This is a genomic window from Psychrobacter sp. FDAARGOS_221, assembly GCF_002313155.2.
Classification (GTDB): Bacteria; Pseudomonadota; Gammaproteobacteria; order Pseudomonadales; family Moraxellaceae; genus Psychrobacter.
The window spans coordinates 2,073,515-2,099,022 of record NZ_NWFK02000001.1; the positions used below are offsets into that span (position 1 = coordinate 2,073,515).

General features: G+C 41.5%; 23 protein-coding genes. 16 read left to right on the forward strand and 7 right to left on the reverse strand.

From position 1 onward, the window contains the following. Positions 1–400 precede the first annotated feature (400 nt). The 3 genes from A6J60_RS08730 to serB form a co-directional block, all read right to left on the reverse strand. Positions 401–907 (reverse strand): hypothetical protein, encoded by a 507-nt coding sequence (locus tag A6J60_RS08730; protein ID WP_096065649.1) that lies wholly within the window; start codon positions 905–907, stop codon positions 401–403. A 397-nt stretch (positions 908–1,304) separates the two neighbouring features. After that, the gene (gene aciT, locus A6J60_RS08735; RefSeq protein ID WP_096065650.1) at positions 1,305–1,787 is read right to left on the reverse strand and encodes an AciT family ciprofloxacin tolerance protein; all 483 of its coding nucleotides are present in this window, start codon (positions 1,785–1,787) and stop codon (positions 1,305–1,307) included. A gap of 437 nt (positions 1,788–2,224) precedes the next feature. Beyond that, the gene (serB, locus tag A6J60_RS08740; protein ID WP_096065651.1) at positions 2,225–3,538 is read right to left on the reverse strand and encodes a phosphoserine phosphatase SerB; all 1,314 of its coding nucleotides are present in this window, start codon (positions 3,536–3,538) and stop codon (positions 2,225–2,227) included. 99 nt (positions 3,539–3,637) lie between these two features. On the opposite strand from serB, the gene A6J60_RS08745 reads away from it, so the two are divergent. The 5 genes from A6J60_RS08745 (at position 3,638) to A6J60_RS08765 (ending at position 7,670) form a co-directional block, all read left to right on the forward strand. Continuing rightward, complete coding sequence (locus tag A6J60_RS08745) at positions 3,638–5,122, forward strand: hypothetical protein (RefSeq protein WP_096065652.1); 1,485 nt, start codon at positions 3,638–3,640, stop codon at positions 5,120–5,122. A 357-nt stretch (positions 5,123–5,479) separates the two neighbouring features. Next, on the forward strand, positions 5,480–5,737 hold the full coding sequence (locus A6J60_RS08750; RefSeq protein WP_096065653.1) for a PA3496 family putative envelope integrity protein: 258 nt from the start codon (positions 5,480–5,482) through the stop codon (positions 5,735–5,737). Between the two features lie 296 nt (positions 5,738–6,033). After that, entirely contained in the window at positions 6,034–6,585 is a 552-nt protein-coding gene (locus tag A6J60_RS08755; RefSeq protein WP_096065654.1) for a YecA family protein, read from the forward strand. 27 nt (positions 6,586–6,612) lie between these two features. Beyond that, positions 6,613–7,077 (forward strand): YbjQ family protein, encoded by a 465-nt coding sequence (locus A6J60_RS08760; protein ID WP_096065655.1) that lies wholly within the window; start codon positions 6,613–6,615, stop codon positions 7,075–7,077. 92 nt (positions 7,078–7,169) lie between these two features. Then, positions 7,170–7,670 (forward strand): YbjQ family protein, encoded by a 501-nt coding sequence (locus A6J60_RS08765; RefSeq protein WP_096065656.1) that lies wholly within the window; start codon positions 7,170–7,172, stop codon positions 7,668–7,670. A 108-nt stretch (positions 7,671–7,778) separates the two neighbouring features. Here the strand turns inward: A6J60_RS08765 and A6J60_RS08770 are convergent, their stop codons facing one another. Continuing rightward, a complete protein-coding gene (locus A6J60_RS08770; protein ID WP_096065657.1) occupies positions 7,779–8,996 on the reverse strand; it encodes a formate/nitrite transporter family protein in 1,218 nt (405 codons plus the stop codon). Between the two features lie 321 nt (positions 8,997–9,317). On the opposite strand from A6J60_RS08770, the gene A6J60_RS08775 reads away from it, so the two are divergent. The 4 genes from A6J60_RS08775 (at position 9,318) to A6J60_RS08790 (ending at position 15,562) form a co-directional block, all read left to right on the forward strand. Further along, on the forward strand, positions 9,318–12,248 hold the full coding sequence (locus tag A6J60_RS08775) for a valine--tRNA ligase (protein ID WP_096065658.1): 2,931 nt from the start codon (positions 9,318–9,320) through the stop codon (positions 12,246–12,248). 520 nt (positions 12,249–12,768) lie between these two features. Further along, the gene (locus A6J60_RS08780; protein ID WP_096065659.1) at positions 12,769–13,404 is read left to right on the forward strand and encodes a hypothetical protein; all 636 of its coding nucleotides are present in this window, start codon (positions 12,769–12,771) and stop codon (positions 13,402–13,404) included. A gap of 25 nt (positions 13,405–13,429) precedes the next feature. Next, positions 13,430–13,885, forward strand: coding sequence for a hypothetical protein (locus A6J60_RS08785; RefSeq protein WP_096065660.1), 456 nt, complete (start codon positions 13,430–13,432; stop codon positions 13,883–13,885). A 456-nt stretch (positions 13,886–14,341) separates the two neighbouring features. Then, positions 14,342–15,562, forward strand: a complete 1,221-nt coding sequence (locus tag A6J60_RS08790; RefSeq protein ID WP_096065661.1) for a hypothetical protein — start codon at positions 14,342–14,344, stop codon at positions 15,560–15,562. Positions 15,563–15,770: 208 nt separating this feature from the next. Here A6J60_RS08790 and A6J60_RS08795 read toward each other — a convergent pair whose 3' ends face one another. Further along, on the reverse strand, positions 15,771–16,820 hold the full coding sequence (locus A6J60_RS08795; protein WP_096065662.1) for an ornithine cyclodeaminase: 1,050 nt from the start codon (positions 16,818–16,820) through the stop codon (positions 15,771–15,773). Between the two features lie 168 nt (positions 16,821–16,988). Between A6J60_RS08795 and A6J60_RS08800 the strand changes: the two genes are divergently transcribed. Next, a complete protein-coding gene (locus A6J60_RS08800) occupies positions 16,989–17,420 on the forward strand; it encodes an Lrp/AsnC family transcriptional regulator (RefSeq protein ID WP_096065663.1) in 432 nt (143 codons plus the stop codon). Positions 17,421–17,643: 223 nt separating this feature from the next. Here the strand turns inward: A6J60_RS08800 and A6J60_RS08805 are convergent, their stop codons facing one another. Further along, entirely contained in the window at positions 17,644–17,937 is a 294-nt protein-coding gene (locus tag A6J60_RS08805; protein WP_096065664.1) for a colicin immunity domain-containing protein, read from the reverse strand. Between the two features lie 330 nt (positions 17,938–18,267). Here A6J60_RS08805 and A6J60_RS08810 point away from each other — a divergent pair, with 330 nt between their 5' ends. The 5 genes from A6J60_RS08810 (at position 18,268) to A6J60_RS08830 (ending at position 24,059) form a co-directional block, all read left to right on the forward strand. Beyond that, positions 18,268–19,752 carry a peptide MFS transporter gene (locus A6J60_RS08810; protein ID WP_096065665.1) on the forward strand — a complete coding sequence of 495 codons (1,485 nt, stop codon included), beginning with the start codon at positions 18,268–18,270 and terminating at the stop codon, positions 19,750–19,752. 166 nt (positions 19,753–19,918) lie between these two features. Beyond that, positions 19,919–20,395, forward strand: a complete 477-nt coding sequence (locus A6J60_RS08815) for a hypothetical protein (RefSeq protein ID WP_096065666.1) — start codon at positions 19,919–19,921, stop codon at positions 20,393–20,395. 558 nt (positions 20,396–20,953) lie between these two features. After that, complete coding sequence (gene brnQ, locus A6J60_RS08820; protein WP_096065667.1) at positions 20,954–22,336, forward strand: branched-chain amino acid transport system II carrier protein; 1,383 nt, start codon at positions 20,954–20,956, stop codon at positions 22,334–22,336. A gap of 207 nt (positions 22,337–22,543) precedes the next feature. Continuing rightward, the gene (locus A6J60_RS08825; protein ID WP_096065668.1) at positions 22,544–23,566 is read left to right on the forward strand and encodes an ornithine cyclodeaminase family protein; all 1,023 of its coding nucleotides are present in this window, start codon (positions 22,544–22,546) and stop codon (positions 23,564–23,566) included. A 52-nt stretch (positions 23,567–23,618) separates the two neighbouring features. Continuing rightward, positions 23,619–24,059 carry a YbaN family protein gene (locus tag A6J60_RS08830; RefSeq protein ID WP_193778047.1) on the forward strand — a complete coding sequence of 147 codons (441 nt, stop codon included), beginning with the start codon at positions 23,619–23,621 and terminating at the stop codon, positions 24,057–24,059. 204 nt (positions 24,060–24,263) lie between these two features. Here the strand turns inward: A6J60_RS08830 and A6J60_RS08835 are convergent, their stop codons facing one another. Beyond that, on the reverse strand, positions 24,264–24,725 hold the full coding sequence (locus A6J60_RS08835) for a universal stress protein (protein ID WP_096065669.1): 462 nt from the start codon (positions 24,723–24,725) through the stop codon (positions 24,264–24,266). A 550-nt stretch (positions 24,726–25,275) separates the two neighbouring features. Between A6J60_RS08835 and A6J60_RS08840 the strand changes: the two genes are divergently transcribed. Further along, positions 25,276–25,485 (forward strand): cold-shock protein, encoded by a 210-nt coding sequence (locus A6J60_RS08840; protein ID WP_096065670.1) that lies wholly within the window; start codon positions 25,276–25,278, stop codon positions 25,483–25,485. Positions 25,486–25,508: the final 23 nt, after the last annotated feature.

Consider the following 25,508-nt stretch of genomic DNA (forward strand, 5'->3'; position numbering starts at 1 on the left):
ATAAAAATCAAATAACCCCGTCGACTTTACTAGGGGCTTAAAATTGGGCGCTTTTTAAACTTAAGCGCTAACAATCTAAGAGCGAGTCGCTTAAATTGATGTCTGTGTACAATTGTACCATTAATTCAATGTTGTCGTCTGTCAGCAGCTAACGTTGCTAAGCCTATTTTAGTCGTTGGTTTATTTGATACCGTATCGTAGATTTAGGTCAAATTTACGATAGTTTTACGGTATTAGATACTGTATTAAATCAACCAAACAAAAACGCCTAAGTAGCAGGCTGGCCACTTAGGCGTATTATATCAACTAACAGATTTGCAGGTTGTTAGATTACTGATTTTTTCAGCGTGCTGATTAGCCTAACTACTTGATACTGATTGGCTCATCTGACTCATGTTGATTAGCGCTGGCGTTTGTTGGCGGCCATGCTGAGTACTTGTGAGGCTAAACCTTGCGCTTTTTCAGCAAAAGGACGTGCTTTTTCTAATAATGGTTTTACTTCGTCTGGAACGGTTGGCACGATATGCTTCGCCAATTGTCCAAACCACATTAGCAAGCTGTAGTCACCTTCAACCGTCATTTCTTTGTCTTGGATAGCGCTCATAAACGCTGTGATATCACCAGAAGCTAAGAGCTTAACACCTGTCATAGAGTCTTTAAAATCAATGCGCAGACGTGGATCATTAGCTGAGCCAGCATATTGATTAAATGTCCCTTCATCGAACACATAATAACGAGCAATACCATCTGCAGAGCTACCAAACTCGATACTAACTTTACGATCTTCTAACAGTTGCTGAATCTCAGGATCGTCACTTTTGGCCAACATTGCTAGACGAATACCAACGGCAGTCAATAGGGCATCGAGGGGATTGGCTTTGACATTAAAAATAGGAAAAGTAAACATGAGTGAGTCCAAATTAAAGGGTGAATGAAATAAGACTGAATATGATGTTTTTATAACGTGTTATGGCTAAACCTGCAAGTTTTTTAAGTATAGCTTTTAAATCACAGCTGTTGCAGTTTTTGTTGCGCTATTGATTGTGCTGTCATTGTAAAACAGTGGATTGTTATTTTGTATGTCAGTATGTCGCTTTTTTTGTCAATCAGTCATCACCTCGTTTATAAGTAGAAAGCTAGAGCTGATAACAACAAACCCCATCATTTGACGGGGTTTGTTTTATAATTTTTATTATTAATAGTTTTTATTAATTGCTAGTGTGTCGTGCTTAAGTCGTTAATTAGATTATTAAAACTTCGAGTGTTTAAAACGCTTCAAGCATTGAGTAATAAGTGACAGTGGTTTAGTTACGAAAGCGTGGCTTATAGTTATTGTAAATCGGGGTGTGCTCGATATATTTAGCTTGTTGTTTGCGCGTTTTGGCGGCTTTACGCAGCATAGCGACTTTATTAACAATAAGCTTAAACGCTGAGCGACGACTTAAAGGTTCAACGCCAGTACGCTTAACAGGGATAACTTGCTGCTGGGCACTGTATTGCTTATAGCGATAGCCAATAAAGGCAGCAATAGCGAGCCACGAGATGACCAGCGCGGCAGCATAACCGTAACCTCTGCTCATAGCCGTCATATTGACTAGGATGGATTGAATGCCTTCAACAACCACCCAATAACCCATGCCGGCGAATAGATAGCTAAGTAGATAACGACGGCCTGATAAGAAGGTCGCTAATAAGCCGATAACGAGTAGTACAAAGCCTAGTGTAGACCCCGTAAAAGCGCTCGAAGAGCCAGTGTGGCCAGTAGCCATAATGGTAAGAATTGCCATGTTAATTGCCTCATGAACGGTCAACAGAGATAACAAAAAAGTGTGTCATCGGTGTCGATTGTTGCGATTGGTTACGTGTTATTATGCAGATGTTTTGTGAAAATACAAAGACTATCTGACGAACAGACGACAGCAGATGTCGTTTATTTTTATTAAAAAATTGACACAGGTTGCTAGGCTAGACCGTTCATAATGTCGCCAAAAAATTAAAATTTTAAGAAAATTGTAACCAACGTCAGTTTATGGGCAGGATTTAAAATTGAGAGCCGCTTTGAGCTGAATTCGCCAACATAAGCAGAAAAAATGAGCTCAGTAAACAAAAAAACCAGACTCTATGGCCACATAAAGTCCGGTTAATTAAACAAAAGTCGTGTTTTAACACTGATTTTCAAGTCGAATTGACTGTTAAATAGTGGATTATCTTTGGTTATAACAGATTAGCGTAAGTCTTGTGCTGAGTAACCTAATACGTAAAGCACGCCTTCAAGGCCAGTGGCATTGATAGCCGCATCAGCACGTCCACGTACGATTGGCTTAGCGTGATAAGCAACACCCAAGTCAGCAATGGCCATCATCGGTAGGTCATTGGCACCGTCACCGACACAAATAACTTGGGCAGTACTGATGCCCATGCGCTCAGCCACTTGCTGCACCAAGCTCGCCTTGCGCTCGCCATTGATGATAGGCAGTCTCACATTACCAGTCACCTGATCAGCCTCTATATCTAACTCGTTGGCATACACTTCATCAATACCAAGCTCTTGAGCAATACGCTCGGCAAAATAGGTAAAGCCGCCTGACACCAATACTGTGTGATAGTCCAATGACTTTAAGGTTGCCATTAGGGTGCGAGCGCCTGCAGAGAAGGTCAAGCTTTGTTGAATCTCATCCAATACATCGGTAGACAAGCCTTCTAATAAAGCGACACGCTGACTAAATGAGGTATCAAAGTCAATCTCACCGCGCATTGCTGATTCAGTAATCTCGCTGACCTGATCGCCAATATTGGCATGCTTGGCCAACTCGACAATCACTTCTTGCTCAATTAAGGTTGAATCCATATCAAACACAGCGACTTTGTGAGGACGCAGCATTTTGGCCAATGAAACGATATGACAGTCAATTGCAGCGTCGCCGCCTAAGTTTTCTGTAATCGGTAGGGTAGCGATAAATTGACGCAGGTGTGAGGTCATGCCATCATCTAGTAAGCGTGCTGCCGCTGCCTTTTTGCCAGGTTGCATGGTTGCTGTATCCGTCGGCATTAATACGTAACGATAAGTCAGTACTGGGGTCAAGCGGTCGCTACCACTGATGTCTTGCAGGGCATCGACAGTGTGCGTCACTCTAATAATCTGCCATGACGGGTTTTGACGTGCCCAGTCATCAATATGAGCTTCAAACGCTGCCTTTTGATCGGTATCTGCATTGTCAGGGGTGATAAGCGCTTGTTTTTGCACCACTACTGACAAGGCAAACACTGGCAAGGTTTCTAATTGTTCGATCAGGCTTAGCGAGATTTGACCTGCTTGCTTTTCACGACACTGCAATTGAACGTCATCAAAGCGTAATTGTTGCGGCAATAAGTCGTTGGCTTTTTGTAAGGCAGTCAGCCAAGATTGCAAGTGTGCGGTCATACCGGGACCGAAGGTAGCAAAACTGGCCTTGCTTTGACCTTCATTGGTCACGTTAATATCCATTTGTGGTGTCAAATTAGACGTATTTTGGTAATTAGTTGTACTATTTTTTGTCATGGTGAGCGATGCCTCTTGTAAGCGTAAGCAAGATTAGGAATAATAGAGCGTGCTGAAAAATCGCGCACCCCCTACCTATTAACAAAAGTTTAGCATAACATGACCTATTTAGCGCCACGGCAAGGCTTGTTTGCCATAATTATTCTTATCAGCTTTTTTATACAGACGCTTTTACTGTTGATCAGTAGCAGTCAGCAAATTGATGAGCTAAAGATGCAAACAGGCGAGCGAATGTTGGTACAGCTTATTGAAGAAGTAAAGCTGCCTTTATTGAGTAAAGACAAGGTGAGCTTGAGTGTCTTAACTGGGCGCTACACCAGTGAAAACAATGTTGCCAGTCTCACCATCAAAGACATCGATAACGAGGTGTTATTACAGACCGGGCAAGCTCAGATGCTAGAGGGTGATAATATCGAGCAATCGGTTATCTTAGGTGATACGGTGATTGGTTCGGTACAAATGACGCTGCGCAAAACCAGCAACGGTGAGATTATTGCCTCGCAGTGGATGTTCATCTTAGGGTCATTTATTACCCACTTGTTAATCTGGCTATTATACGGCTACATTGCGCGTCCAACACGGGCACAGCTTGCTGCCTTAAGTCGTGAAGTACAAGACTACCTGATTCATCAAAAACGCATCCCTGCGACGCAACATCTGCCGTCGACAGCTGGGTTAGATACTGACAATGAGCAGACACAGTCAGGCGGCAGTATTCATGAGGCGCTTGGCCAATATATTAAGTCGCACCAAGAAGGCGGTGAGCACGCTGATGTGCAGTCAGCAGAGACTCAGACGCAAGCTGGCGTGAATATCAATGCCGCGCTTGATGCCAATAGCAGTGATAACGTTGAAAGTAGTATTAACAATGCTAACGCCAATGCCAATAGCAATGCTCAAGGTGCCACAGAAGACAGTGATGCCGCTAATGACACTCAAGCAGGCGCATTAACCAGTAACAAGCCAAAAGCGTTAGCAGCCAATAGACCGTTAGATGTGGCCAGTGTTCAGATCCATTTTCATGATCCTAACTTATTGTTAAATACTTTGGCCTTTGAAAAGTCGACGCCATATTTTGCATTATGTACTCAGCTGCTACAGCGCACTATTGATGAACTGTTAAAGCAACCGATTTTATTTGGTATTAAGCTAAACAATAAGCCGGTATTTGATGAAAACGGAGCAACGGTTGAATTTATCGGTACTACCAGTCATAGTAAGGCAGGCTTAGCGGCTATGATGTTGGCCAAAGCGTATGTTATGCTCAATCAGGTGACTTACATTAAGCACCGTGAGTTGCAGCGTTTTGCGTTAGAAGTTATGGTTGGTGTTAGTGATAAAGAAAGCAGTGATAAGCTAGAGCAGTTGATGGTCAATAACGCCAAAGCCAATGATGTGTTAACGCTGTTACCGGTTGAAGGTATTAAGCAGCTGCGTGGCTTGATACAGTTAAGCAGCTTAAAAAATCCAACCACTGTCTATGAGCGTGATTGCGCTTATTTAGATGGGGTGAGTGATTCTATGATGCAGCGCTTGATTGATGTCAGAGATGCGGTATTACTGTCTGCATTAAGCGCCAATTAATATGCTGCTGCTGGCTTAAAAAAGTAAAATTTTTGAGCCATTTTTAGAATAACTTTGATTATAGATCAAGGACTTATGTGCCATTACGTGTTGTCTACTGTTCTTTAGCTATTGCCTAATTAAGCATGGCTGTATAGAATTCGACCCTTGATTCTGAGTGAGGCTGTTTTTACACTGATTTTTGATGGTTTTGGTGACTTAGTTCAATGTCATGAGAATAACATTGCATAACAATTGTTGAGGATTTAGACTAAGTCCTGGTTTTGGATTAACCAGAAGCCAGATGACAATCAGATAACAAGCAGAAACTAATAATTACTAGGTCAAATCAGGCCATTAAGATAAGAGGAAAATGACATGAGTGACAATGATCTTGATGATTTCGATGATGATAACTTTGAAGACGATGATGATGCCAAAAAGGTAGATGAAGTAGAGGCAGAAGCAGAAGCGGCTCGCTTAACGAGCTTAGAAAAGCGTCGTTTAATCGATAATATGTTAGAAGAGAAGCGCTTGGCTCAAGAGCTTAAAGACGGCTTTGATGACGACTTCGATGATGACTTTGATGACGACGATTTTGATGACGACTTTGACGATGATTTAGAAGACGAATAATAGTAGCGGTTGGCTGGTGCTGGCCGCTTCTTTTGTTCATTGTCCTCTGTATTAGTCCTAATGTTTGCCAAGCCGTCAGCGTCATCTCCTTTCTTGCTTGATACTACTCCCTTTGTGATATCTTCCTAATTACGATTACAGCTTTAACGGTGCTTGTACTGTCATGTTGAAGTAAGCTGTTAATACTATGATAGCTTGATGATTCATCGTTCATCTATCAATCGTATGGCCATAATCACATCACCGCATCACCATAAATAAATAGAATAACCATAAATTTAGTAAAAGAGACTACTATGACCTTAGATGAGCTACTACACTTTTTAGATTCAGATGCAAACGAATTTGGATTAGATTCTGTTGCTACCCACGGCTTTTTGACGGCGACAGTGGTTGGCAAACCTTTACCAAACTGGTTGTCACATCTGTTCGAAGGACAAGACAGCAAAGTCGATAAAGACGTTAAACAAGCCATTAAAGACTGGCGAGAAGCGTTACTAGAAGATTTACAAAGCGAAGAAGGCATTGCTTTGCCGTTAGAAGTGGATGATGAGTCAGGTGAGATGGACTTTTCACCAGAGTCTGAGTTAACCGCTTGGTCAATTGGCTTTGTCGATGCCATGTATGGCGATGAAAATGTCGACTGGTTTAGCGATGATGAGATCAGTGAAGACGTGGCGATGCTAACCTTACCTATGATGGTATTTAGTGGCATTGACGCTGTTGATGGCGAAGAAGATGAAGATTTGGCGGCCATTCGCCAAGACGATGATGCACTGGCACAAATGGCCAACAGTATCGAAGCCAATTTAAGCGAACTTTTCTTGTTATTTAATACAGATGAGTAGCGTTAACACCTTACAAAAGAGTCAGACATGAGCGTGCAGTTATCCAATTTAGAACATTTACCCGGTTACACCATCACTGAGCGATTGGATGTGGTCTATGGCAGTACGGTGCGCTCAAAGCATGTGGGCAAAGATATTTTTGCCAGCTTGAAGAATATTGTCGGCGGTGAGTTGACCGCATACACTGAGCTGCTTGAAGAATCACGTCAAGAAGCCATAGATAGAATGCTGGTAAAAGCCGAGGCGTTAGGCGCAGATGCCATTGTCGGCATTCGCTTTTCGACCTCAAGTATTGCTCAAGGTGCCTCTGAGCTATTCGTATATGGTACTGCAGTAAAAGCAGTGCCAGAGAGTCAAGCGAATCATCAGCTTGTAGCGGCTAATCCGGCTTTTTCTGTAAGCGCTGAGTCTCAATCGCCACATCCCGCACACGCAGCAACAGTCACCCCACCACCGATTCCGCCCATATCATCATCGACTGAATCTGATTAAATTTGATGTATAAGATAACGCTTAAGATAAGCGTATGCTGAAAGGAGAAGGGCGGTGACAGTGGGTAGAGTGTACAAGCAGGCAGATAAACGATGGATGTGATTATTGATTTTTTGATTAATAATGGCGTTTTTATTGGACTGTTTTTTATCGGTTGGTTTTTTGGCCGTTACAATGAACGTGATCATTTCAAAACCTTAGCCATCGCTGAAAAAGAGCTCGGTCATATTGTGGTCTCTAGCGAACGTTTTTATCAGCCAAAGATTGCTGATGACACTCAAGGCGAGCTGGTCATGGGCAGTGTGGTCATCGCCCAAGATTATTTCAAAATGATTATTGCCAGCATCTTTAACTTGTTTGGTAAAAACCTAGTCACTTACGAAAGCTTGCTTGATCGTGCCCGCCGTGAAGCGATTGTGCGTATGAAGTTAGAGGCGAGCTTTAGAGGTTATAACCAAATATTTGGCGTGCGTTTGGAAGTTACTAGCATTAATCTGACTGGTAGTATGGTTGAGGCCATTGCTTATGGCACCGCGGTATATGCGGTTGATAATCCGAAGATACCACCGCCGCTACCGAGCCTAACGTCTTAATAGTTTTAGCACAGCAGCGACTTAATACAGGACCAGCCCAATCTAGAGTTTCATCTGAATACAGACAGCAGTCTAATAACCTCAACTGGCTATCAGTCAAGTTTGGTATTAGTCATGACCTGGCCAGGTGTTACGCAGCTCATCTAAGCGGTCTTCTTTTAGTTTGTTGATGTCGTATTTTAAGCTACCAAACTTCAATACCGTCACAAATACCACACCGCCAATAGTATTACCCAGTAGAGCTAGCAGTAAAAAGCTGATGTAATCGACAAAGCTGGTATCACCAAATACAAGCCCTGAGAATATCTCGATATTACCGACAATACTGTGGTGCAGACCTAATACACCGATACAGGCGGTGATCAATGCCACCAGTACCACACGGCTTAACGTGTCGCGAGCAGAGGTGGCGAGCCAAGCGGCAAGTCCCATCATCCAACCTGCAACAATAGAGCTTGCGAGTAGTATCCACCACGGGTATTCCAACACATGATGCGCTAAGAAATTAATATCAGCGACCTCAAACCACTCCATATTGAGCCCTAGCCAAACCACAAACAAGCTAAACACACAGCCGCCGATAACGTTACCGATAATCACGATACCCCAAAGCTTAGCCAATTTAGAAACCGTCTCAATGCCTGCCACAACCGGTAAACTCAAAAGCGAAGTCTGTTCGGTATACAGAATAGATTGGCCGATAACAACGGTAATAAAGCCAATCGGGTATAACAGCGAAGCCAGCGTTATCGCGTACTGTGACGGAATGAGGTCAGACAGTATGGCGTACACGGTGATGAGCATGATAAAGCTAATACCAATCTCAAGACCGGCGATAAAGGCACTGGTAAACAGCGAGCCATAAGAGCGTCTGAACGTAGCGCGGGCATGGACAAATTCTTCGGCTAAGATGCTGCCGTAGCTTTTGGGTTGGCTAAAGCTTTCATCTTCAGCAAGCTCTTTAATCGACTCTTTTTCGACTTGGTCGATGTCATCGCCTAAGTCTTCATCTTCAATGCTGTTGGTCAGGCTTTGCTCGCCGTCTCTTTGTTTGCTACTCTCTTTAGCGTCTGCTGCGTTATTATGATCTGCATCGACCGATCGAACATGCTTCAAAAAATCATCGCTGATGGGAACAAATACTCTATCTGAGCAGCTGATTTGTGACGCATCGATAATCAATGCGCCTCTGACAAGCGACTGTCTTAATTCAGTACTATTGTCTGAAGCAGGGGTATTCACTGAACCAGAGCTATTCACTGAACCAGAGTCTTTGTCAGTTGCTTGTTTCACGTTAGATTGAGAGTTTGATTTTGAAGAATCCATAAGCTCGCTTTAATCGTTAGTCAGATGGGATGGGGCGCTATCAGTCGTTGTCTGTCAACAGCGGCTGTTAAGGCTATCAGATAAGAGTATCAGGTTTATCATAATTCTCATTAGTGATTAAGTTACCAATACACACCGAATACAGAGTGTTAATTGCACGCAGCATCTAACAAAATTTCGTCATCTGCGTTAAAATCATAGTATTGCGTCCATCTTGTTTGTATTGAACCCAGATGGCAGACAACCCATATAGTATTTAAGTCAGATAACCTTTAATCAATTACCTTTAACCATTCATCATTAATATAAGACACTTCTATTATGAGCAATCAAAATTTGACGGCATCCATCCAATCGGCATTGAAACAATTAGAAAATGCGTACAACCCAGGCGAAGTCGAAAAGGGCATGTATCAAAATTGGGAGGAAAGTGGTTATTTCCAGCCAAAATACGACAGCGATAAATCATTCTCTATCGCCTTGCCACCGCCGAACGTCACTGGTAGCTTGCACATGGGTCATGGCTTTAACAACGCCATTATGGACTCGTTAACCCGCTATCACCGTATGCTGGGTGACAATACCTTATGGCAACCAGGTACAGACCATGCCGGTATTGCTACCCAGATGGTTGTAGAGCGTCGTCTGAATGCTGAGGGCATTAAGCGTACTGACCTAACTCGTGAAGACTTTATCGATAAAGTGTGGGAATGGAAAGAAGAGTCGGGCGGTAACATTACCAGTCAGATTCGTCGTTTGGGCTCATCGGTAGATTGGACGCGCGAGCGCTTTACCATGGATGAAGGCTTATCGAATGCCGTAAAAGAAGTATTCGTACGTCTGCATGAAGATGGTCTGATTTATCGTGGTAAGCGTCTGGTGAACTGGGATCCTAAATTCCAAACTGCCTTATCTGATCTAGAAGTTGAAAACCATGACGAGAAAGGCTCACTGTGGCACTTCCGTTATTACTTCACTGACAAATCAGTGAAAACCCAAGACGGTAAAGATTACGTCGTAGTTGCGACTACACGTCCTGAAACTTTACTGGGTGATACTGCGGTTGCGGTTAATCCAAAAGATGAGCGTTACGCACATCTAGTAGGCAAGACTATTACGCTACCGATTACCGGTCGTGAAGTGCCTATCGTTGCTGATGATTATGTTGAAAGTGACTTTGGTACCGGTGTGGTAAAAATCACCCCTGCGCATGACTTTAATGACTACGAATTAGGTCGTCGTCATGACATGCCACTGATTAATATCTTTGATGGCAATGCACACATCTTGCCAGAGATGGAGATTTTCCCAGATCTACAAACGCGCGACCCACAGATTGAGAAAACGCCAGAAGCGTATGCCGGTGTTGAGCGTTTTGAGGCGCGTAAGCAATTGGTTGCTCAAGCCAAAGAAGAAGGCTGGCTAGAAGACATCGAAGATTATCAACTAAAAGCCCCACGCGGTGACCGCAGTGGTGTTATCGTTGAGCCATGGCTAACCGACCAGTGGTATGTGGCGGTTGAAGAGCTTGCTAAGCCATCGATTGAAGCGGTAGAAAACGGCGATATCGAGTTTGTACCAGCTCAATACAAAAACATGTATATGGCGTGGATGCGCGACCTGCAAGACTGGTGTATCAGCCGTCAGCTGTGGTGGGGTCACCGCATTCCTGCATGGTATGACAACGACGACAACATCTATGTTGCCCGTGATGAAGCCGAAGTTCGCACTAAGTACAACTTAGATGACAGCGTTGAATTACGCCAAGACGAAGACGTGCTAGACACTTGGTTCAGCTCAGGTTTATGGACATTCAGCACCCTAGGTTGGGGCGACCCACAAGCGGACAAAAAAGTGCTTGAGACCTTCCACCCAACCAGCGTGTTGGTGACCGGCTTTGACATCATTTTCTTCTGGGTTGCCCGTATGATTATGATGACCATGCACTTCATGAAAAATGAAGATGGCACACCGCAAATTCCGTTCAAGACTGTGTATGTACATGGCCTAGTGCGTGATGGTCAAGGTCAGAAGATGTCGAAGTCAAAAGGTAACGTACTAGATCCAATCGACTTGATTGACGGTATCGACCTTGAGACCTTGGTTGCCAAGCGCACCAGCAACATGATGAACCCGAAAGATGCGGCTAAGATTGAGAAGCAAACCCGCAAAGAGTTCCCAGAGGGTATCCCATCTTACGGTACCGATGCGCTGCGCTTTACATTCACATCGCTTGCCAGCACTGGTCGTGATATCAACTTTGACCTAAAACGTGTCGAAGGTTACCGCAACTTCTGTAATAAAATCTGGAACGCCAGCCGTTTTGTATTGATGAACTGTGTGGACAAAGAAGGCAATGCGCTACCGATTGATAGCCAAGCGAATGTAGATGTGTGGGAATTGCCAGAAAAATGGATTATGAGCCGTCTAAACTCAACGGTTGCCAATATCCATCAGCATTTTGAGCAGTATCGCTTAGACATGGTCAGCCATGATATCTATGAGTTCATCTGGAACGAATACTGTGACTGGTATGTTGAGCTTGCCAAAGCCAGCCTAAACGATGACACCGTGGCAGACGAGCGTAAAGCTCAGATTCGTTATGTATTACTTCACGTATTAGAAACAGCGATGCGTTTTGCACACCCAATGATGCCGTACATCACTGAAGAGATTTGGCAGACGGTTGCCCCATTATTAGGCCGCAAAGACACCGACAGCATTATGATTGCCGACTTCCCAAGCGTCAATCAGTCACAAATCAATGACCAAGTCGAAACCGACATGACCTGGCTGCAAGAGCTTATCGCTGGCGTGCGTAACATCCGTGGTGAAATGAAGCTTGGCAACGCGGTACGTCTACCAGTACTGCTTGAGAACATCACTGATGAGCAGACTGAGCGTCTAAACCGTATCGAAAACCAGTTCAAAGCACTGGCTAAAGTCGAGAGCTTAACCCTGCTTAAAGAGGGCGATGAAGTCCCATTATCATCATCAAGCATGGTCGGCAAACTGCGTGTCTTAGTACCAATGAAAGGTCTGATTGACCCAACAGCGGAGCTAAAACGTCTGGCTAAGTCTCAAGAGAAGCTGCAAAAGCAAGCTGATGGTATCGCGCGTAAGCTTGCCAATGAAGGCTTTGTGAGCAAAGCGCCTGCTGAGGTTGTTGAAGCAGAGAAAGTGAAATTAGAGGAGCTAGAAGGTCAGCTAAAAGTGATGGCAGATCAAATGGCGCAGTTAGAAGCGTTGTAGAGTCTAATCTGAAAGTTCAGATTTAAACTTTATAATTAAGTCGTAGCTTACTTTCATTATCTAAAATTAAGTTTTTAGATTGCCTAAGACAAAAAGCCGCTACAGTATTATGCTGTGGCGGTTTTTTATATTTAGAATAATGCTGTCTCTTAAAATCAACCCTCACCATGTAAAACCAATAACAAAACCATAAGGACTTTCATACCATTACAATTCTTAAATTAATCCAAATCCAAAACCAAAAAGTAAATCTCGCACCTGCTCTAACCGTCATAATACTCATCACAGGTTACTCAACCATTGATACAACTTTGAAAATGATTCAGTAACCAACCTCTACATCCTCCTAGCCGATCTAAACAGTGGTATTAACTTTATGGTTAATAGCGAATTATTTGCCATTTGTTTGGCCACATCTGGAATAAAGAGGTTGAATTAAAATAATCTTTATACTTTTCTTTTAAGTGTATTAAAATAGACTTTTTAAGTCAGCCTGTTTTAAATTCTGAGGATACTTAATATGATAAGAAAAATTTTAGCTGTTTTAATTACAGTAAGTTTAACGGCTTGTACTGCCTTTACGAGTCCGACCACGCAGCGGGGTAGAGATTCAAGTTTACCTCTATTAAATGTTGACGGTACTAGCTATGAACAAAGATTAGATAAGTATGCTAATCAATTCGTATCACAGGATAACGAAGAGTATGCCACTGTTAGAGGTTACCCTTATGCTAAGCTTGCTAGTGGTGTATTTGCAACCGATCCGCTGCGTGTAGTCAAAGTAGATAATCAATGGGTAAAAAATATTCCCATTAGTTTTAACATTGGACATTTATTAAATACTTATCGTATGAGTATTACACCAATTAAAATACCTACAGGTAATCATCAGTTACTGATAACAGGTACTGGGTGGGAAAATAAGGCGTTATATACGCAGCTACCTGTTATTAATTATGAAAGCGGTAAATACTATGTATTTAAGCCAAACTTTGTCAAAGGGGGAGGTAGTACGCTGGAAGTATATGAATATGAACCGGATTCAAGATTTGAATTAGATGATAAAGATGGCATTGTTTTAAAATCTCCTGTTAGTGAGCCGGTCGCAATAGGTAATTACGACAATCAAAAAGTTGCAGATGTTTTTGTAAAATAATTAGCTATTAGAATAGGGTATAACAATGTTTTTTAATAAGAAACCGATGGCTATTTGTAGCGTATTTTTATTAAGTGCTAGTTTGACAGGTTGTATAAGAGCTGTGTTACCAACTTCTGAAATAGATCTTGAGAACAGAGCGAGAATTGTGTCAGGTGATGTAGACTTAGATGTTGTTTCAACTTACGCTAATTTGAAGACATATATGCAAAAATGCCTAATATACTCAAATCAGTATGGCTATCATGACATTGATGCCAAGCTTGATAGAGAAGAGGGTCGTGCTAGATTTATTGGTAAATCAAATTATAATACATATACCTTTAAGGTATCATTGGAGGAGATAGGAAAGAATAAGACCAAGATAACCTACTTTTCTCCAAAGAAAAAGATAGGGTTTAGTGAGTCTAATCCGCAAAAAAGACTAGACGAATTCACAAGATTTGCGCTTTATGATGGTAAAGCAACTTGTAAACTTTAAATAGATAGCTCACTAAGTTAATCAATGAGTTGACTATAATCGTAGTCGGATAATAGAGGTGAACGAGCGTAAGCTTGCCAATGAAGGCTTTGTGAGCAAATGGCGCAGTTAGAAGCGTTGTAGTAGCTTTAGAGCCAAAAGCAAAACCCTAAAGAGCATGGCCTTAAAATCGGGGACTCTTTGACCACTGAAATATGCGTGTCGAAGCCCCGATTTTCTTTTATAGTTATGTCCGCGCTTCGTCCCTCAGAAAAAGCAAGCATAACGTAAAAGCCACCATTTCTATGGTGGCTTTTCTATTCAATTATTCTAATAATAAAAGAGTTATTTCATTGATATTAGCTTCATTATAGTTTATTAATACTTTTTTAAAACTAAATATTGCAGTATTGTCATAAAGGTAATTGAGTACTTAAAGTTATAAGTTTATTTTTCGATATAAGAGGATAGTTCAGAATGACACCTGAAAGCTTTAATGAGCACATAGTATTTCAAAAAATAAACTCATTAGAAGATATACTTTCTAGCGATGACTTGGAAAGCGAACTAGAGCCTGAGGAGTTACTGTTTCTTCAATCTGCTTATAGTTTTATAAACCAAAGAATTAAGCTAGTAATTCCAAGTTTAATTCAAAAGTCTGAACTCGATAGTTTAAGTAATGAAATAAACTCTGCTTTTTCGAATTTAAATCAGTTCGTTAGTTCAAATAATAGAAACGTACTGAACAGTGTGATAAATAGTCTCAATAATGCTGTTAGTAAAAGTAGGAACTTACCTCTAAAAATAGTTGAACAGGATTTTAATTTCTCTAAGGAAGTAGCTAACTTTCAACAAGTTGTAAGTAGTAAGTATAAAGTTCTTAATAAAGAAAAAGATGCCCTTGAGAGTAAAGTAAACGAATTGACTGAAAGCCTATCTAATCAAAAAGCAGAGTTAAAAAGACTTAGCGATATAATTGAAGATAAAGAAGTAGAGATAAAGAATCTAAACTCTATTTTTCAGACTAATTTTGAGAATATAGAATCAAAGCATGAGCAACAATTCACTAATGCTCTTGGGATTTATCGTAATGAAATAGATAAATCTAAAGAACAGTTTCGTAATGAAATAGACGAGATTAAAAATAATTTAGAGATGAGCGCTACAGAGATAGTCTCAGAATTAGAAGCTAAGCATGACGAAGCGAAGAAACTAGTTAACCTGATAGGTAATGTTGGTATAACAGGTAATTACCAGAATATTGCTAATAAGCATAAAGAAGACGCCGATTGGTGGAGGTGGGCTGCAGTTGTATTTATGATTATATTTTCAGGTTTATTAGTTTGGGCAATTTATGATTTAAACTCAGATAATTTTGATTGGGTTAAGTCTTTATTGAGGATTATCGCAGCCGCTGCCTTATCATATCCAGCCACTTATGCAGCTCGTGAATCGACAAGGCATCGAAAGCTTGAAACTATTAATAGAAACGCTGAACTGGAGTTAGCTTCTATTAATCCATTCATTGAGGGTTTAGATAATGATAAGCAGCAAGAGGTTAAAGAGAAACTAGTAGAGAAGTATTTTGGTAATAATAGTGGCGATATATTTGAAGAAAAAAAAGATAGTGAAAAGTTGTCGGTTAAAGATGTAAATAAGTTGTTAGAAACAATACTAAACTCTATGAAAAATAAATAAGACTACATTTAATTGATTTTAGGAGAGATTTCCGTCGACTCTTGTCTAATGTTTAAATCAATGCGACCTGACAATGGTACTGCGGTACTGCGTCAAATGACGACTAGCATGTATTAATCAAAAAAAGGCTCTAGATTATCTAATAATCTAGAGCCTTTAAAATAACTGACCATAACCAATATATTTAAATATGTTGGATAACCAAATACTATGTATTGTTTATCACAGAGTAGAGGTTTTTAGGGTTTGATTGCTGAGGGATCATATCCAATATTTCATAATCAGCTTGGTCTTTGATTAAATCGCGCAAAAATACCAGACCCGTATAATCTTCTGAAGCAAAGCCTACGCCATCAAAAATAACCAATTCATCGTCTGATGTACGTGCTTTTTCTTCACCTTTAAGAATACGATGAAACTCGATAACAGGGAAGTCTTCAGATTGATGTTGAATCTCGCCTTCAACACGGGTTTGAGGTTCAAACTCTACAATAACGCGGTCTGCACGTTGCATTGTGTTGCCATCAAGTTCTGTTTTGCCTGGGCAATCACCACCTATCGCAATTAAACAGACGCCTTTCTTAACCAACTCATCTTTTAAGACAGTTGCGTTTCGTTTGTCTGCTGTGCAAGTAATAATTATTTGTGCCCCTTCTACCGCTTCATCAGAAGAGTTGCAAGCGACTACTTTTAAACCAGAGTCTGATAAGTTTTCAACTGCTTTTTTGGTCGCTTCAGGGTCAGTATCAAATAAACGTACCTCGGTAATACCCATCACTGCTTTCATGGCTAATGCTTGAAATTCGCATTGGGCACCATTACCGATAACCGCTAAAGTTTTTGCGTTTTTAGGCGCACATTGTTTAGCAAGCATTGCAGACGTTGCCGCTGTGCGCAGCGCAGTAAGCAGGCACATCTCTGTTAGTAGAATGGGATAACCGGTATCAACGTCGGATAAGATGCCAATCGCTGCGACAGTTTGTAAGTCACGTTGGGTATTAATGGGATGGCCGTTGACATATTTACAAGCAAACATTTTGCCATCACTAATAGGCATAAGCTCAATGACGCCATCTTTAGAGTGGGTGGCATAGCGAGAAGACTTTTCAAATTCATCCCAGCGTAGAAAATCTTGTTCTAAAGCATCTACCAACTTTAAGAGACACTGTTCAACGCCATAAGACTTAATGATTTTTGCCATCATTTGTACGCTAACAAATGGTACGCCTTGTTTTGGCGATATGATGAAATTCGACATACTTCTTTCCCTGATTGTATTAATTAAATTGTATAGCCTATGATAACAAAGCGAAATGTTAGTTAAAATGTAATAAACATACCAAATTATCGTTAATAGTTATCAATTTGATAATAGTAAGTGTACAATTTGATAAACATTCCCTTTAATGACGTATTTTGAGAATTTATGAGTCGATATATCTATGACGATTTAGATAGGCAGCTGATTGCTGAATTAAGAGCAGATGGACGGGCGACAATTTCATATCTTTCCAAAGCCCTAGGTGTCTCTAGAGCCACTGTACAAAAACGCCTTGATCGTTTGACGTCAAGCGGCGCGATTTTGGGTTTTACAGTGCGTGTACATGAAGCATTAGAGAAAGATGCCGTCAAGGCAATTATTATGATTGAGATATCAGGTCAATCAACCTCTCAAGTGATACGAAAAATGCGGGGAATACCTGAGCTTTCAAGAATACACACAACGAATGGTCGGTGGGATCTTATTGCCGTGATACAGACCAATACACTCAGCGAGTTTGATGAGGTTTTGAGTAAGGTAAGAGAGGTCGATGGTGTTTCAAGCAGTGAAACCAGTTTAATACTGTCTACTTTTTAATCTCTTAACCTCTAACACTGCAAATCACAAGTTTCAGTATTCAAAAGATAATCTAGTGCCGCACCCAAGTTCAGTGGGTCTGCTATATAAGAAAACCGCGACAGCCAAGCTGTCGCGGTTTTTTTGACTCCTTATGACTATGCAAGTAAAGCTATAAGCTGGTATCGTCAACTTTGATGATTTACTTAATTTTAAACATATATAGTACGGGCTACTGTCGAAATTATATAAAGTTAATGGGATATCCTTCTTCTTTTAGTTTTTCTAACTCTTGTTTAACGTTTAGGCGCAATTCTTCTTCGTCAAATTCATAATCATCTCTATCAGACTCAGGATTATAAAGGTCTGCCATTAGAAATATTGTTGAGTTAACCTGACTTAATATCCCTGCATCTTGTGAGGCTAATCCTAAATCTCTTTCAATATTCCAAAGTTCAATATACGCATCTGCAAATATATCAGCAGTTAGTCTTTCATTGACAAAAGACTCAGCAAACTTAGGTAAAACCATACTCATCTGCATACTCCATTTTTTTACACTATTTTTATTTTCCATTCAGCAGAAGAATTATTTTATATTATTTAAATCTAGTTTAGTGTCTAAACCTTAAACAGTTGCAAAACTAAAACCAAAAAATAGTCGGTTATTCAAAGCATTGGTATAAACTAGGCGCGTCAAATTTTAGGGCATATTTGTAGTATAAAAGCCCAACACACACGCTATTGTGTAGAACGTTAGACATTATTCATCTATCTAATGCTCTAATTATTTAAACCACAAATTTCGATATTAAAACTTCAATATTCAAAATACACCAACCATTGCTCCCAACAGTCGAGGTGCTCCATGTTTAATCAACGAAACCTGACCATGATGCTGTGTCAGATGATATTTGGTCTGTCTTTTTATGGCGTTATGATTATTCTAACGCCGTTCTTTTTGGATAGGCTAGAGTACAGCGAAGCCGACACCTTGATGGTAATTGGTGCGTTTAGTGCAGTGGGGACATTTTTCTCGATTGCAGGCGGGGTGATAGGTGACCGTTATTTGGGTGCATATCGCTCGCTTATCATTGGCTATGGCGCGTTTACGCTCGGTTATGTGTTACTGATGCTCAGTGCGGTAGACATTAATATTCCGCTAAGCTTAATCGGTATTGCACTGGTCAGTTATGGGCGGGGCTTGATGTCGCCAAACTATCCGACCTTGTTCCAGACCACATTCAAGTCGCAACAAGACTTTGAGAAGATATATCCCATTAACTATTCGGTAAACAATGTTGGTGCGTTTTTAGGTCAATACGTGTTCCCGTTCTTGACGCTATATATCGCCTACAAAGGCAATTTTATGCTTGCCGCTGGCATGTGTGGACTGGGCGTGTTGTCATTGATACTTGTACGTAAGCCATTAATCGCAGGGGCGGATAAAATTGACCAAGCCAAAGTGCCACTGCAAAACTGGCTTAAGTTTTTAGGCTTAAGTGCGATTATGATTGCGGTTGTGTTCTATATGTTCAGTGACATGGATATGGGGCAGTATATTGTTTATGTCATTAGCGCCGCTGCCATTGGTTACTTTGTTTATTTAACGCTCAAATCAAATCGTGGCACCGCACTGCGTATGGGCACTGTATTAATCATGATATTGCTGACCATCGCTTTCTTTATCTATTACAGCCAGATGATGACTTCAATGAATATCGTGGCGATTAACACCATGCGTGGCGATTTATTTGGCATTATCCCGATTCAGCCCGAAGGCTCTATGGTGATGAACCCATTATGGTGTGCGGTAGCAGGGCCTATTATCGCACTGATTACCAACCGTTTAGAGAAGCGCGATATCTTTTTGAGTACCCCGACCAAAGTCAGTGTTGCTTTTGTGGCGACGACCATTGCCTTTGCGGTATTGACGTTCTCACTATTAAATATCAATGAAGATGCAACTTTAAGCCCAGAGGTGTTTATGGTGGTGCATTTCTTCCAAGCCTTTGCAGAAGTGATTGTCGGCAGCTTGGTAGTGGCTTATATCTTATCGGTCACGCCTAAGGCGATTTCGAGCTTCTCAGTGAGCTTATTTATGGTAGCGATGGCGGTGAGCGGCATTATCGGGGCGGTATTCTCGACCAGTATTGCGCTAGAGAAGGGCACTCAAGTCACCCAAGCCATTGCGGTCGAAAACTATGGTAGCTTCTTTATGACCCTAACTCTGTTTGCGCTAGGCATCACTGTTGTTGCGTTTGTTTCATCTCATATCATTAAAAAGATGCTGCATGCTGCTGATGAGTGGGACAAAAACAACCCACAGCCAGAGAGCGAGTCTACGCTATAACTATAAAAATCCTACAGTAGTGTAAGACAGGGTAGCTGCGAGGCTGGCTGTTTTACGCTAAACTGTTATTGCAATAAATAGGCTATTGTTGGGTGGCTGTTCAGTGATTGTTCAGCAAAAGACCAAAAACTATAAAATCCACAACTACAAAATCAAAGGAACGATTATGAGTAAAACTATTAAACTTTCAACCGCTGCTATGATAGGTGGCGCATTACTGTTATCAGGCTGTGCCAGTACCGGTGCGGCACCAACCATGCCCAACCAAGGCGCCAATGGCTATCAATTGCCTCAATCTATCTCTGATGGCTATTGGGCAATGACTGAAAAAATGAGCGGTCAAGCGACTGTTATCAGCTTCAAAAATGGCAAGACCTATAACTACCGCTTTAACTGTGGCGTAAATGGCAGCTATCAGCAGGCAGGGCAAGAGGTATACAACCTAGTACCGCATCCAAATTCAGTCGGCTTGCAGTACGGCAATGAGCCTGAATTCTCAACAATTAAAGTGGTGAACTTTAAGCCTAAACAGTCGCTGACGTTAAACCAGATGTTTAATGCACCTGATTTAAAACAAGCGTATCCAAATGGTCAAAACTATAGCTATGTTTATAAATCACAATTACAGCCAATTTGCCGTTAATAGCGTTTGCTTTTAATCAAGCAAACCAGAGGCTGAGCTTTAAAAAACAGAAAAACCGTTATAGCAAGATGCTGTAACGGTTTTTGACTTTATCAGCCTGTGATATCAGCTACCATTTTGAATGAACTGGTTTAATCAACTGGTTTTCATAAACCAACTTTTAATAAATGAATCAATCAACAGTCAGCAGCATACGCTAAGGATGAACCATGTTTACACTGTTTAATAAAACCAAAATGATATTGGCATTAGTAGTCACCAGCTCATTATTTCTGACCGCTTGTACTGTCACCGGTATGGCAGGTGGTATGACTGGGCACTAATGGCTAATCAGCGATCACCACAATCCCATATATCATTTACTCAGAGCTTCAATTAGAGCCAATAATCAGGACTAAAAAACTACTAATGCCCAAAAAAATCGCAATCACTTTTTGCCAACCGCTTTAGGTTACTATACAATTCCCCATTTTTTAGCCGTTAGTTTTTACACTTAATCACCGGTGTTTAGGAATTAACTAAAAGCTTTTTAGAAACCAAATAAGGGCGCATATTGCGATGGGAAAACTAACATCTGAGACACAACGATCAAAAGCAAACCCTCTGTTTTTAGGATTTATGCTACTGTCATTCTTTTTTGGCGCAGGTAACCTTATTTTCCCGCCAATGTTGGGAATGGAATCAGGCACTCAATTTACACCAGCGGTGATCGGCTTTATTGCCACTGGCATCGCGCTGCCTTTGCTTAGTCTGATTGTGGTGGCTAAGTCGCCAACCGGACTGTTGGGTATCGGTCGCCGTGTGCATCCACTATTTGCCTATTTTTTTGCGATATTAGTCTACTTGTCAATCGGGGTGATGTACGGTATTCCACGAGCGGCTAATGTCGGCTACGAGATGGGCTTTCAGCAGTTTGTGGATTTGCCAGATAAGATGAGTCTGGTGATGTATGTTGTGGTATTTTTTAGTATTTGTTATTTATCTTCCATAAAATCTGGGCGCTTGATTGATATTATTGGTAAGTTTTTGACACCGATATTATTGGTATTTATCGCCCTGTTATGTGGCTTGGCTTTTTTGAATTTAACGCCTGGCTCGCAAGCGCCAACAGAGAAGTTCGCTAGCAGTCCTTTCTCAGCGGGTATCATCGAAGGCTATTTTACTTTAGATGCTTTAGCGGGCTTGGCCTTTGGTAGTGTATTATCAGCTTCTATTATTGAAGCGATGCGTCCTAAATCGTTAAGCGCAGAAGATACACAGGCAGGCCAAGCAGTGATTAATGATGGCGTCGATAATCAGCAGTTGGTTAAAACAATGATTCAGTCATCATTGGTCGCAGGATTTTTCTTAGGACTGGTGTATTTAGGTCTGGCATGGGTTGGTCTGAGTATGTATCAGCCCGAAAGCTATGAAAATGGAGCGGTTTTATTATCGAGCGCAGCACGGTTATTGATGGGAGATTTGGGTAACTTTGTACTGGGTATGATTGTATTGCTGGCGTGTTTGACGACCTGTATCGGTCTTATTAACGCCTGTTCAAGCTTTGCACAACGTCTTTTTCCGAAAGTCAGTTATAAAGCCTATGTGCTGTTATTTACGGTTACTGGTGCGGTTATCTCAAACCTTGGCCTAGAGCCAGTTTTAGCCATTGCGGTGCCGATTATGATGTTTTTATATCCTATTAGCATCGCCTTAGTGCTATTGTCTTTGATACACCCATTGATTGCGCATCGCCCGTTAACCTATGTGTTGGGTGTCGGTACAACCACGCTATTTGCCTTCAATGCAACGCTTGCCAATCTTATCTCTACGTCTTTGCCATGGCAGGGATTGGTTGATACACTGCCTTTAGCTGAGGTGGGATTGGGCTGGATTGTTCCTGCTTTGGTGATGGCCTTGGTTGGCTTTTTAATCAAGCGAACAGATCAAGCGGCAGCTTAAGCCATGGCTATGAATATAACCATAACCATAACTCGATAATACAGTGATGATTACCTAGAGCCCTAATTCTAGAGCTATGATTAACGCATCGAATCAACAACGGTCTTCACAATAGGCTCGTATTATTATTAGTCATTATCATCATTAGCCACTATTATTATTAGCTACTGACGCAATTAATCAATATCAGGATACTAAGGAAGGATCATGCAAGTATTAGACCTAGCGACCGTAAAGCAGCAATTGACAATGCCAATGGCGATTGAAGCCATTGAAGACTTACTTAAAGTGCAGCATAGCCATCCCAACTGGGTTAAAACGCCAGAGCGATTGGTAATACCAACCTATAAAGACAGCGACGCGCATCAAACTGGCTCACACCTGTCGATGCCTTCGGTGGTATATGATGGCACAGATGAATATGCGGTGGTTAAGCTGGTAACTATTTGCCCTGATAACCCGAAGCAAGATAAGCCAACAACGGTTGCAACCATTACCGTTTCTGATACTGCGACAGGCGATACTTTGGCATTTATGGATGGTATCTACGTCACTCAGGTACGTACCGCTGCTTTATCAGGGGTTGCCACAAAGTACTTGGCCAATCCTGAAAGTCAGACAGTGGCTGTGGTGGGTACCGGCGGTATGGCGTACGAGCAGCTAAATGCCGTATTAACCGTCTGCCCAAATATCAAGCAAGTCAACTTATGGAATCGCACCGAAGAGACGGCACATACCTTTAAACAGAACTTTGAGCGTGACTATCCGCAGTGGGATGTGAGTATAACGGTTTGTGACACCATGCAAGCCGCAATCAAAGAAGCAGACGTTATTAATTTGGCGACCCGTGCTACTGAAGGCTTGTTCGAAGCGGATGATATTAAGCCAGACGCACATATCAACGCAGTAGGCGCTTACCAGTCGCATATGAAAGAAGTTAGTGATTCAGTTATTGAGGCCTGTGCTTATGTGGTCATTGATGATTTAGCAGGCGGTAAGCATGAAGCCGGTGATCTGATTCAGGCTGATGACAGCGCCGCTTGCAGTTGGACATGGGATGAGCTTAGTGGTGAGCTGATTGATCTAGTGAGTGGTGAGCTTGAAATAGGTAACCGCTCTGGCATGACATTGTTCAAATCAGTTGGCGCGGCCAGCTTTGATGCGGCTGTTGCCTTAAAAGTGGCTCAGTTAGCAGTTGATAAAAACTTAGGTGAAACCGCCAAAATCTAAGCTCAATCTTCTAGCTGCTGACTGAACAAAATAAATGACAATGTGACGGCTTATGACCAAACCCGATGATCCTATTACCGAAGGCGAACAGCCCCGTTATACTGGTAATATCAGCCAGTCTGAATATGCGCATATGCGCTGGATTTATCTGATATTGGGTTTTTTGTTCTTTGGGTTAGGAGTTATCGGAGCCGTGTTACCTGTGATGCCAACCGCTCCATTTGTGTTATTGGCAGCAGCTTGTTGGGCTAGAGGCTCGAAGCGATTCTATTTGTGGTTAATCAACCATCAATATATGGGTAAGTATGTGCGTGATTGGGAGCAGCGCCGAGCAGTACCGCGCCGAGGCAAGTGGCTGGCCTGTACCATGATGAGCATCTCTAGCACTATGCTGTTTTTCACAGTACCTGCTGCCATGATATGGGTCGCTTGGGCGGTTGCTTTAACTTGCTTTAGTGTGGCCATCTATTTATGGCGGTTACCCGACGCCTAGATACTTCTAACGTTAGGTTTAAGCTGTTATCTAATCGATAACTATCTAACTCATACTCTAAATAACGTAACCATAAAGGGCGCTCGGTCGATTGAAAGTTTCAACCGCTGGCGCCCTTTATCGTTTAATCAGACAATTGCTGATTCAAAAAAAGTCAAAACAACTCAAAAATAGTCATGCATAGTCAAATATGCCCTAAAGACACTAGTCTTTGACTGGCTTATCTAGCTTCACGACCAATACATCACAAGGCACATTTGGCAAAATGCAATCTGCAGTGGCGCCATTGATCCATGCTGAGATACCGTGACGTTCATGGCGGCCAATGACCACAAGATCCACATCGTGCTTATCACAGTAGTTAATAATGCCTTCACTATTAGAGATAGCAGTGGTCACTTCTTGTGAGTTACAGTCAAGTCCATTACGCTCAAGGAATTTTACCAAGTCAGACTTCGCGCTTTCACGGCGTTCATCATCAATTTCATCATAAAGGCTGGCCGCTGGAACCATCTCATAACCAAAACCAACGACGGTATCTTTAATAATGTGTAATACAGAAAACTGCGCATTGGTCTGACGTGAATGGATGATTTTTGCTTTTTGGGCAACCACATCGGCGTCAGAACGTAGGTCAGTCACTAACAAAATATGTTTATAGCTCATGGCAATACCTATATAAGTCAGGTGAATAGAAGTCGGGCGGATAGAGACATCTATAGTATAACGAACTATCAGTACGCTCATCAGGCCCAGTTGGTTGTTTTACTGTTCAACACAATGCTGCTTATCTATTAATATCATAAAACTTATTGATTACGCTGGCTAGGTGCTTTGGTAGATTTGTTGGGCTAGATTTCTGTTCTGCTAGCGTTTACGATGACATTTGGACTAAAGTCACTAATTATTCAGCAGTTATACAGTTTATTCAGAAGTTATATAGTGCTCCGTTATCTCTCTAAAGTCAGGTTATCAGAGGCCTGCAGTAAAATTAAGCATAATTTTTAATTTAATTTTAACTATTATTTATAATTATTTAAAAATAAAGCTTGCATAGCGGGGGTGCTCAGCATATACTGTGCTCCTGCTTAAGAGAACCGCAGCAAATCATTACCTCGTAGTATTAGCATTAATCCTCCGTTTTAAGATTTACAGAAGTTGCTCAAGCGTTACCCGACCGAATTGGTCATTATGTTTTAAAATTAGGATTATATATATGTCAGATACTATTAAAGGTACAGTAAAGTGGTTTAACGAAGCTAAAGGTTTTGGCTTTATTGCTCCAGAATCAGGTCCAGACGTTTTTGCTCATTACAGCGAAATCGCTAGCTCAGGTTTCAAAACCTTAGCTGAAGGCCAAGAAGTTGAGTTCACAGTAACTCAAGGTGCTAAAGGCCCACAAGCCCACGGTATTACTGCAGTATAATTATTACTCATACTGCTTAAGTG

Coding starts and splice junctions, on each gene's coding strand:
- A6J60_RS08730 (WP_096065649.1), bottom strand. CDS start 907: ATGTTTACTTTTCCTATTTTTAATGTCAAAGCCAATCCCCTCGATGCC.
- aciT (WP_096065650.1), bottom strand. CDS start 1,787: ATGGCAATTCTTACCATTATGGCTACTGGCCACACTGGCTCTTCGAGC.
- serB (WP_096065651.1), bottom strand. CDS start 3,538: ATGACAAAAAATAGTACAACTAATTACCAAAATACGTCTAATTTGACA.
- A6J60_RS08745 (WP_096065652.1), top strand. CDS start 3,638: ATGACCTATTTAGCGCCACGGCAAGGCTTGTTTGCCATAATTATTCTT.
- A6J60_RS08750 (WP_096065653.1), top strand. CDS start 5,480: ATGAGTGACAATGATCTTGATGATTTCGATGATGATAACTTTGAAGAC.
- A6J60_RS08755 (WP_096065654.1), top strand. CDS start 6,034: ATGACCTTAGATGAGCTACTACACTTTTTAGATTCAGATGCAAACGAA.
- A6J60_RS08760 (WP_096065655.1), top strand. CDS start 6,613: ATGAGCGTGCAGTTATCCAATTTAGAACATTTACCCGGTTACACCATC.
- A6J60_RS08765 (WP_096065656.1), top strand. CDS start 7,170: ATGGATGTGATTATTGATTTTTTGATTAATAATGGCGTTTTTATTGGA.
- A6J60_RS08770 (WP_096065657.1), bottom strand. CDS start 8,996: ATGGATTCTTCAAAATCAAACTCTCAATCTAACGTGAAACAAGCAACT.
- A6J60_RS08775 (WP_096065658.1), top strand. CDS start 9,318: ATGAGCAATCAAAATTTGACGGCATCCATCCAATCGGCATTGAAACAA.
- A6J60_RS08780 (WP_096065659.1), top strand. CDS start 12,769: ATGATAAGAAAAATTTTAGCTGTTTTAATTACAGTAAGTTTAACGGCT.
- A6J60_RS08785 (WP_096065660.1), top strand. CDS start 13,430: ATGTTTTTTAATAAGAAACCGATGGCTATTTGTAGCGTATTTTTATTA.
- A6J60_RS08790 (WP_096065661.1), top strand. CDS start 14,342: ATGACACCTGAAAGCTTTAATGAGCACATAGTATTTCAAAAAATAAAC.
- A6J60_RS08795 (WP_096065662.1), bottom strand. CDS start 16,820: ATGTCGAATTTCATCATATCGCCAAAACAAGGCGTACCATTTGTTAGC.
- A6J60_RS08800 (WP_096065663.1), top strand. CDS start 16,989: ATGAGTCGATATATCTATGACGATTTAGATAGGCAGCTGATTGCTGAA.
- A6J60_RS08805 (WP_096065664.1), bottom strand. CDS start 17,937: ATGAGTATGGTTTTACCTAAGTTTGCTGAGTCTTTTGTCAATGAAAGA.
- A6J60_RS08810 (WP_096065665.1), top strand. CDS start 18,268: ATGTTTAATCAACGAAACCTGACCATGATGCTGTGTCAGATGATATTT.
- A6J60_RS08815 (WP_096065666.1), top strand. CDS start 19,919: ATGAGTAAAACTATTAAACTTTCAACCGCTGCTATGATAGGTGGCGCA.
- brnQ (WP_096065667.1), top strand. CDS start 20,954: ATGGGAAAACTAACATCTGAGACACAACGATCAAAAGCAAACCCTCTG.
- A6J60_RS08825 (WP_096065668.1), top strand. CDS start 22,544: ATGCAAGTATTAGACCTAGCGACCGTAAAGCAGCAATTGACAATGCCA.
- A6J60_RS08830 (WP_193778047.1), top strand. CDS start 23,619: ATGACCAAACCCGATGATCCTATTACCGAAGGCGAACAGCCCCGTTAT.
- A6J60_RS08835 (WP_096065669.1), bottom strand. CDS start 24,725: ATGAGCTATAAACATATTTTGTTAGTGACTGACCTACGTTCTGACGCC.
- A6J60_RS08840 (WP_096065670.1), top strand. CDS start 25,276: ATGTCAGATACTATTAAAGGTACAGTAAAGTGGTTTAACGAAGCTAAA.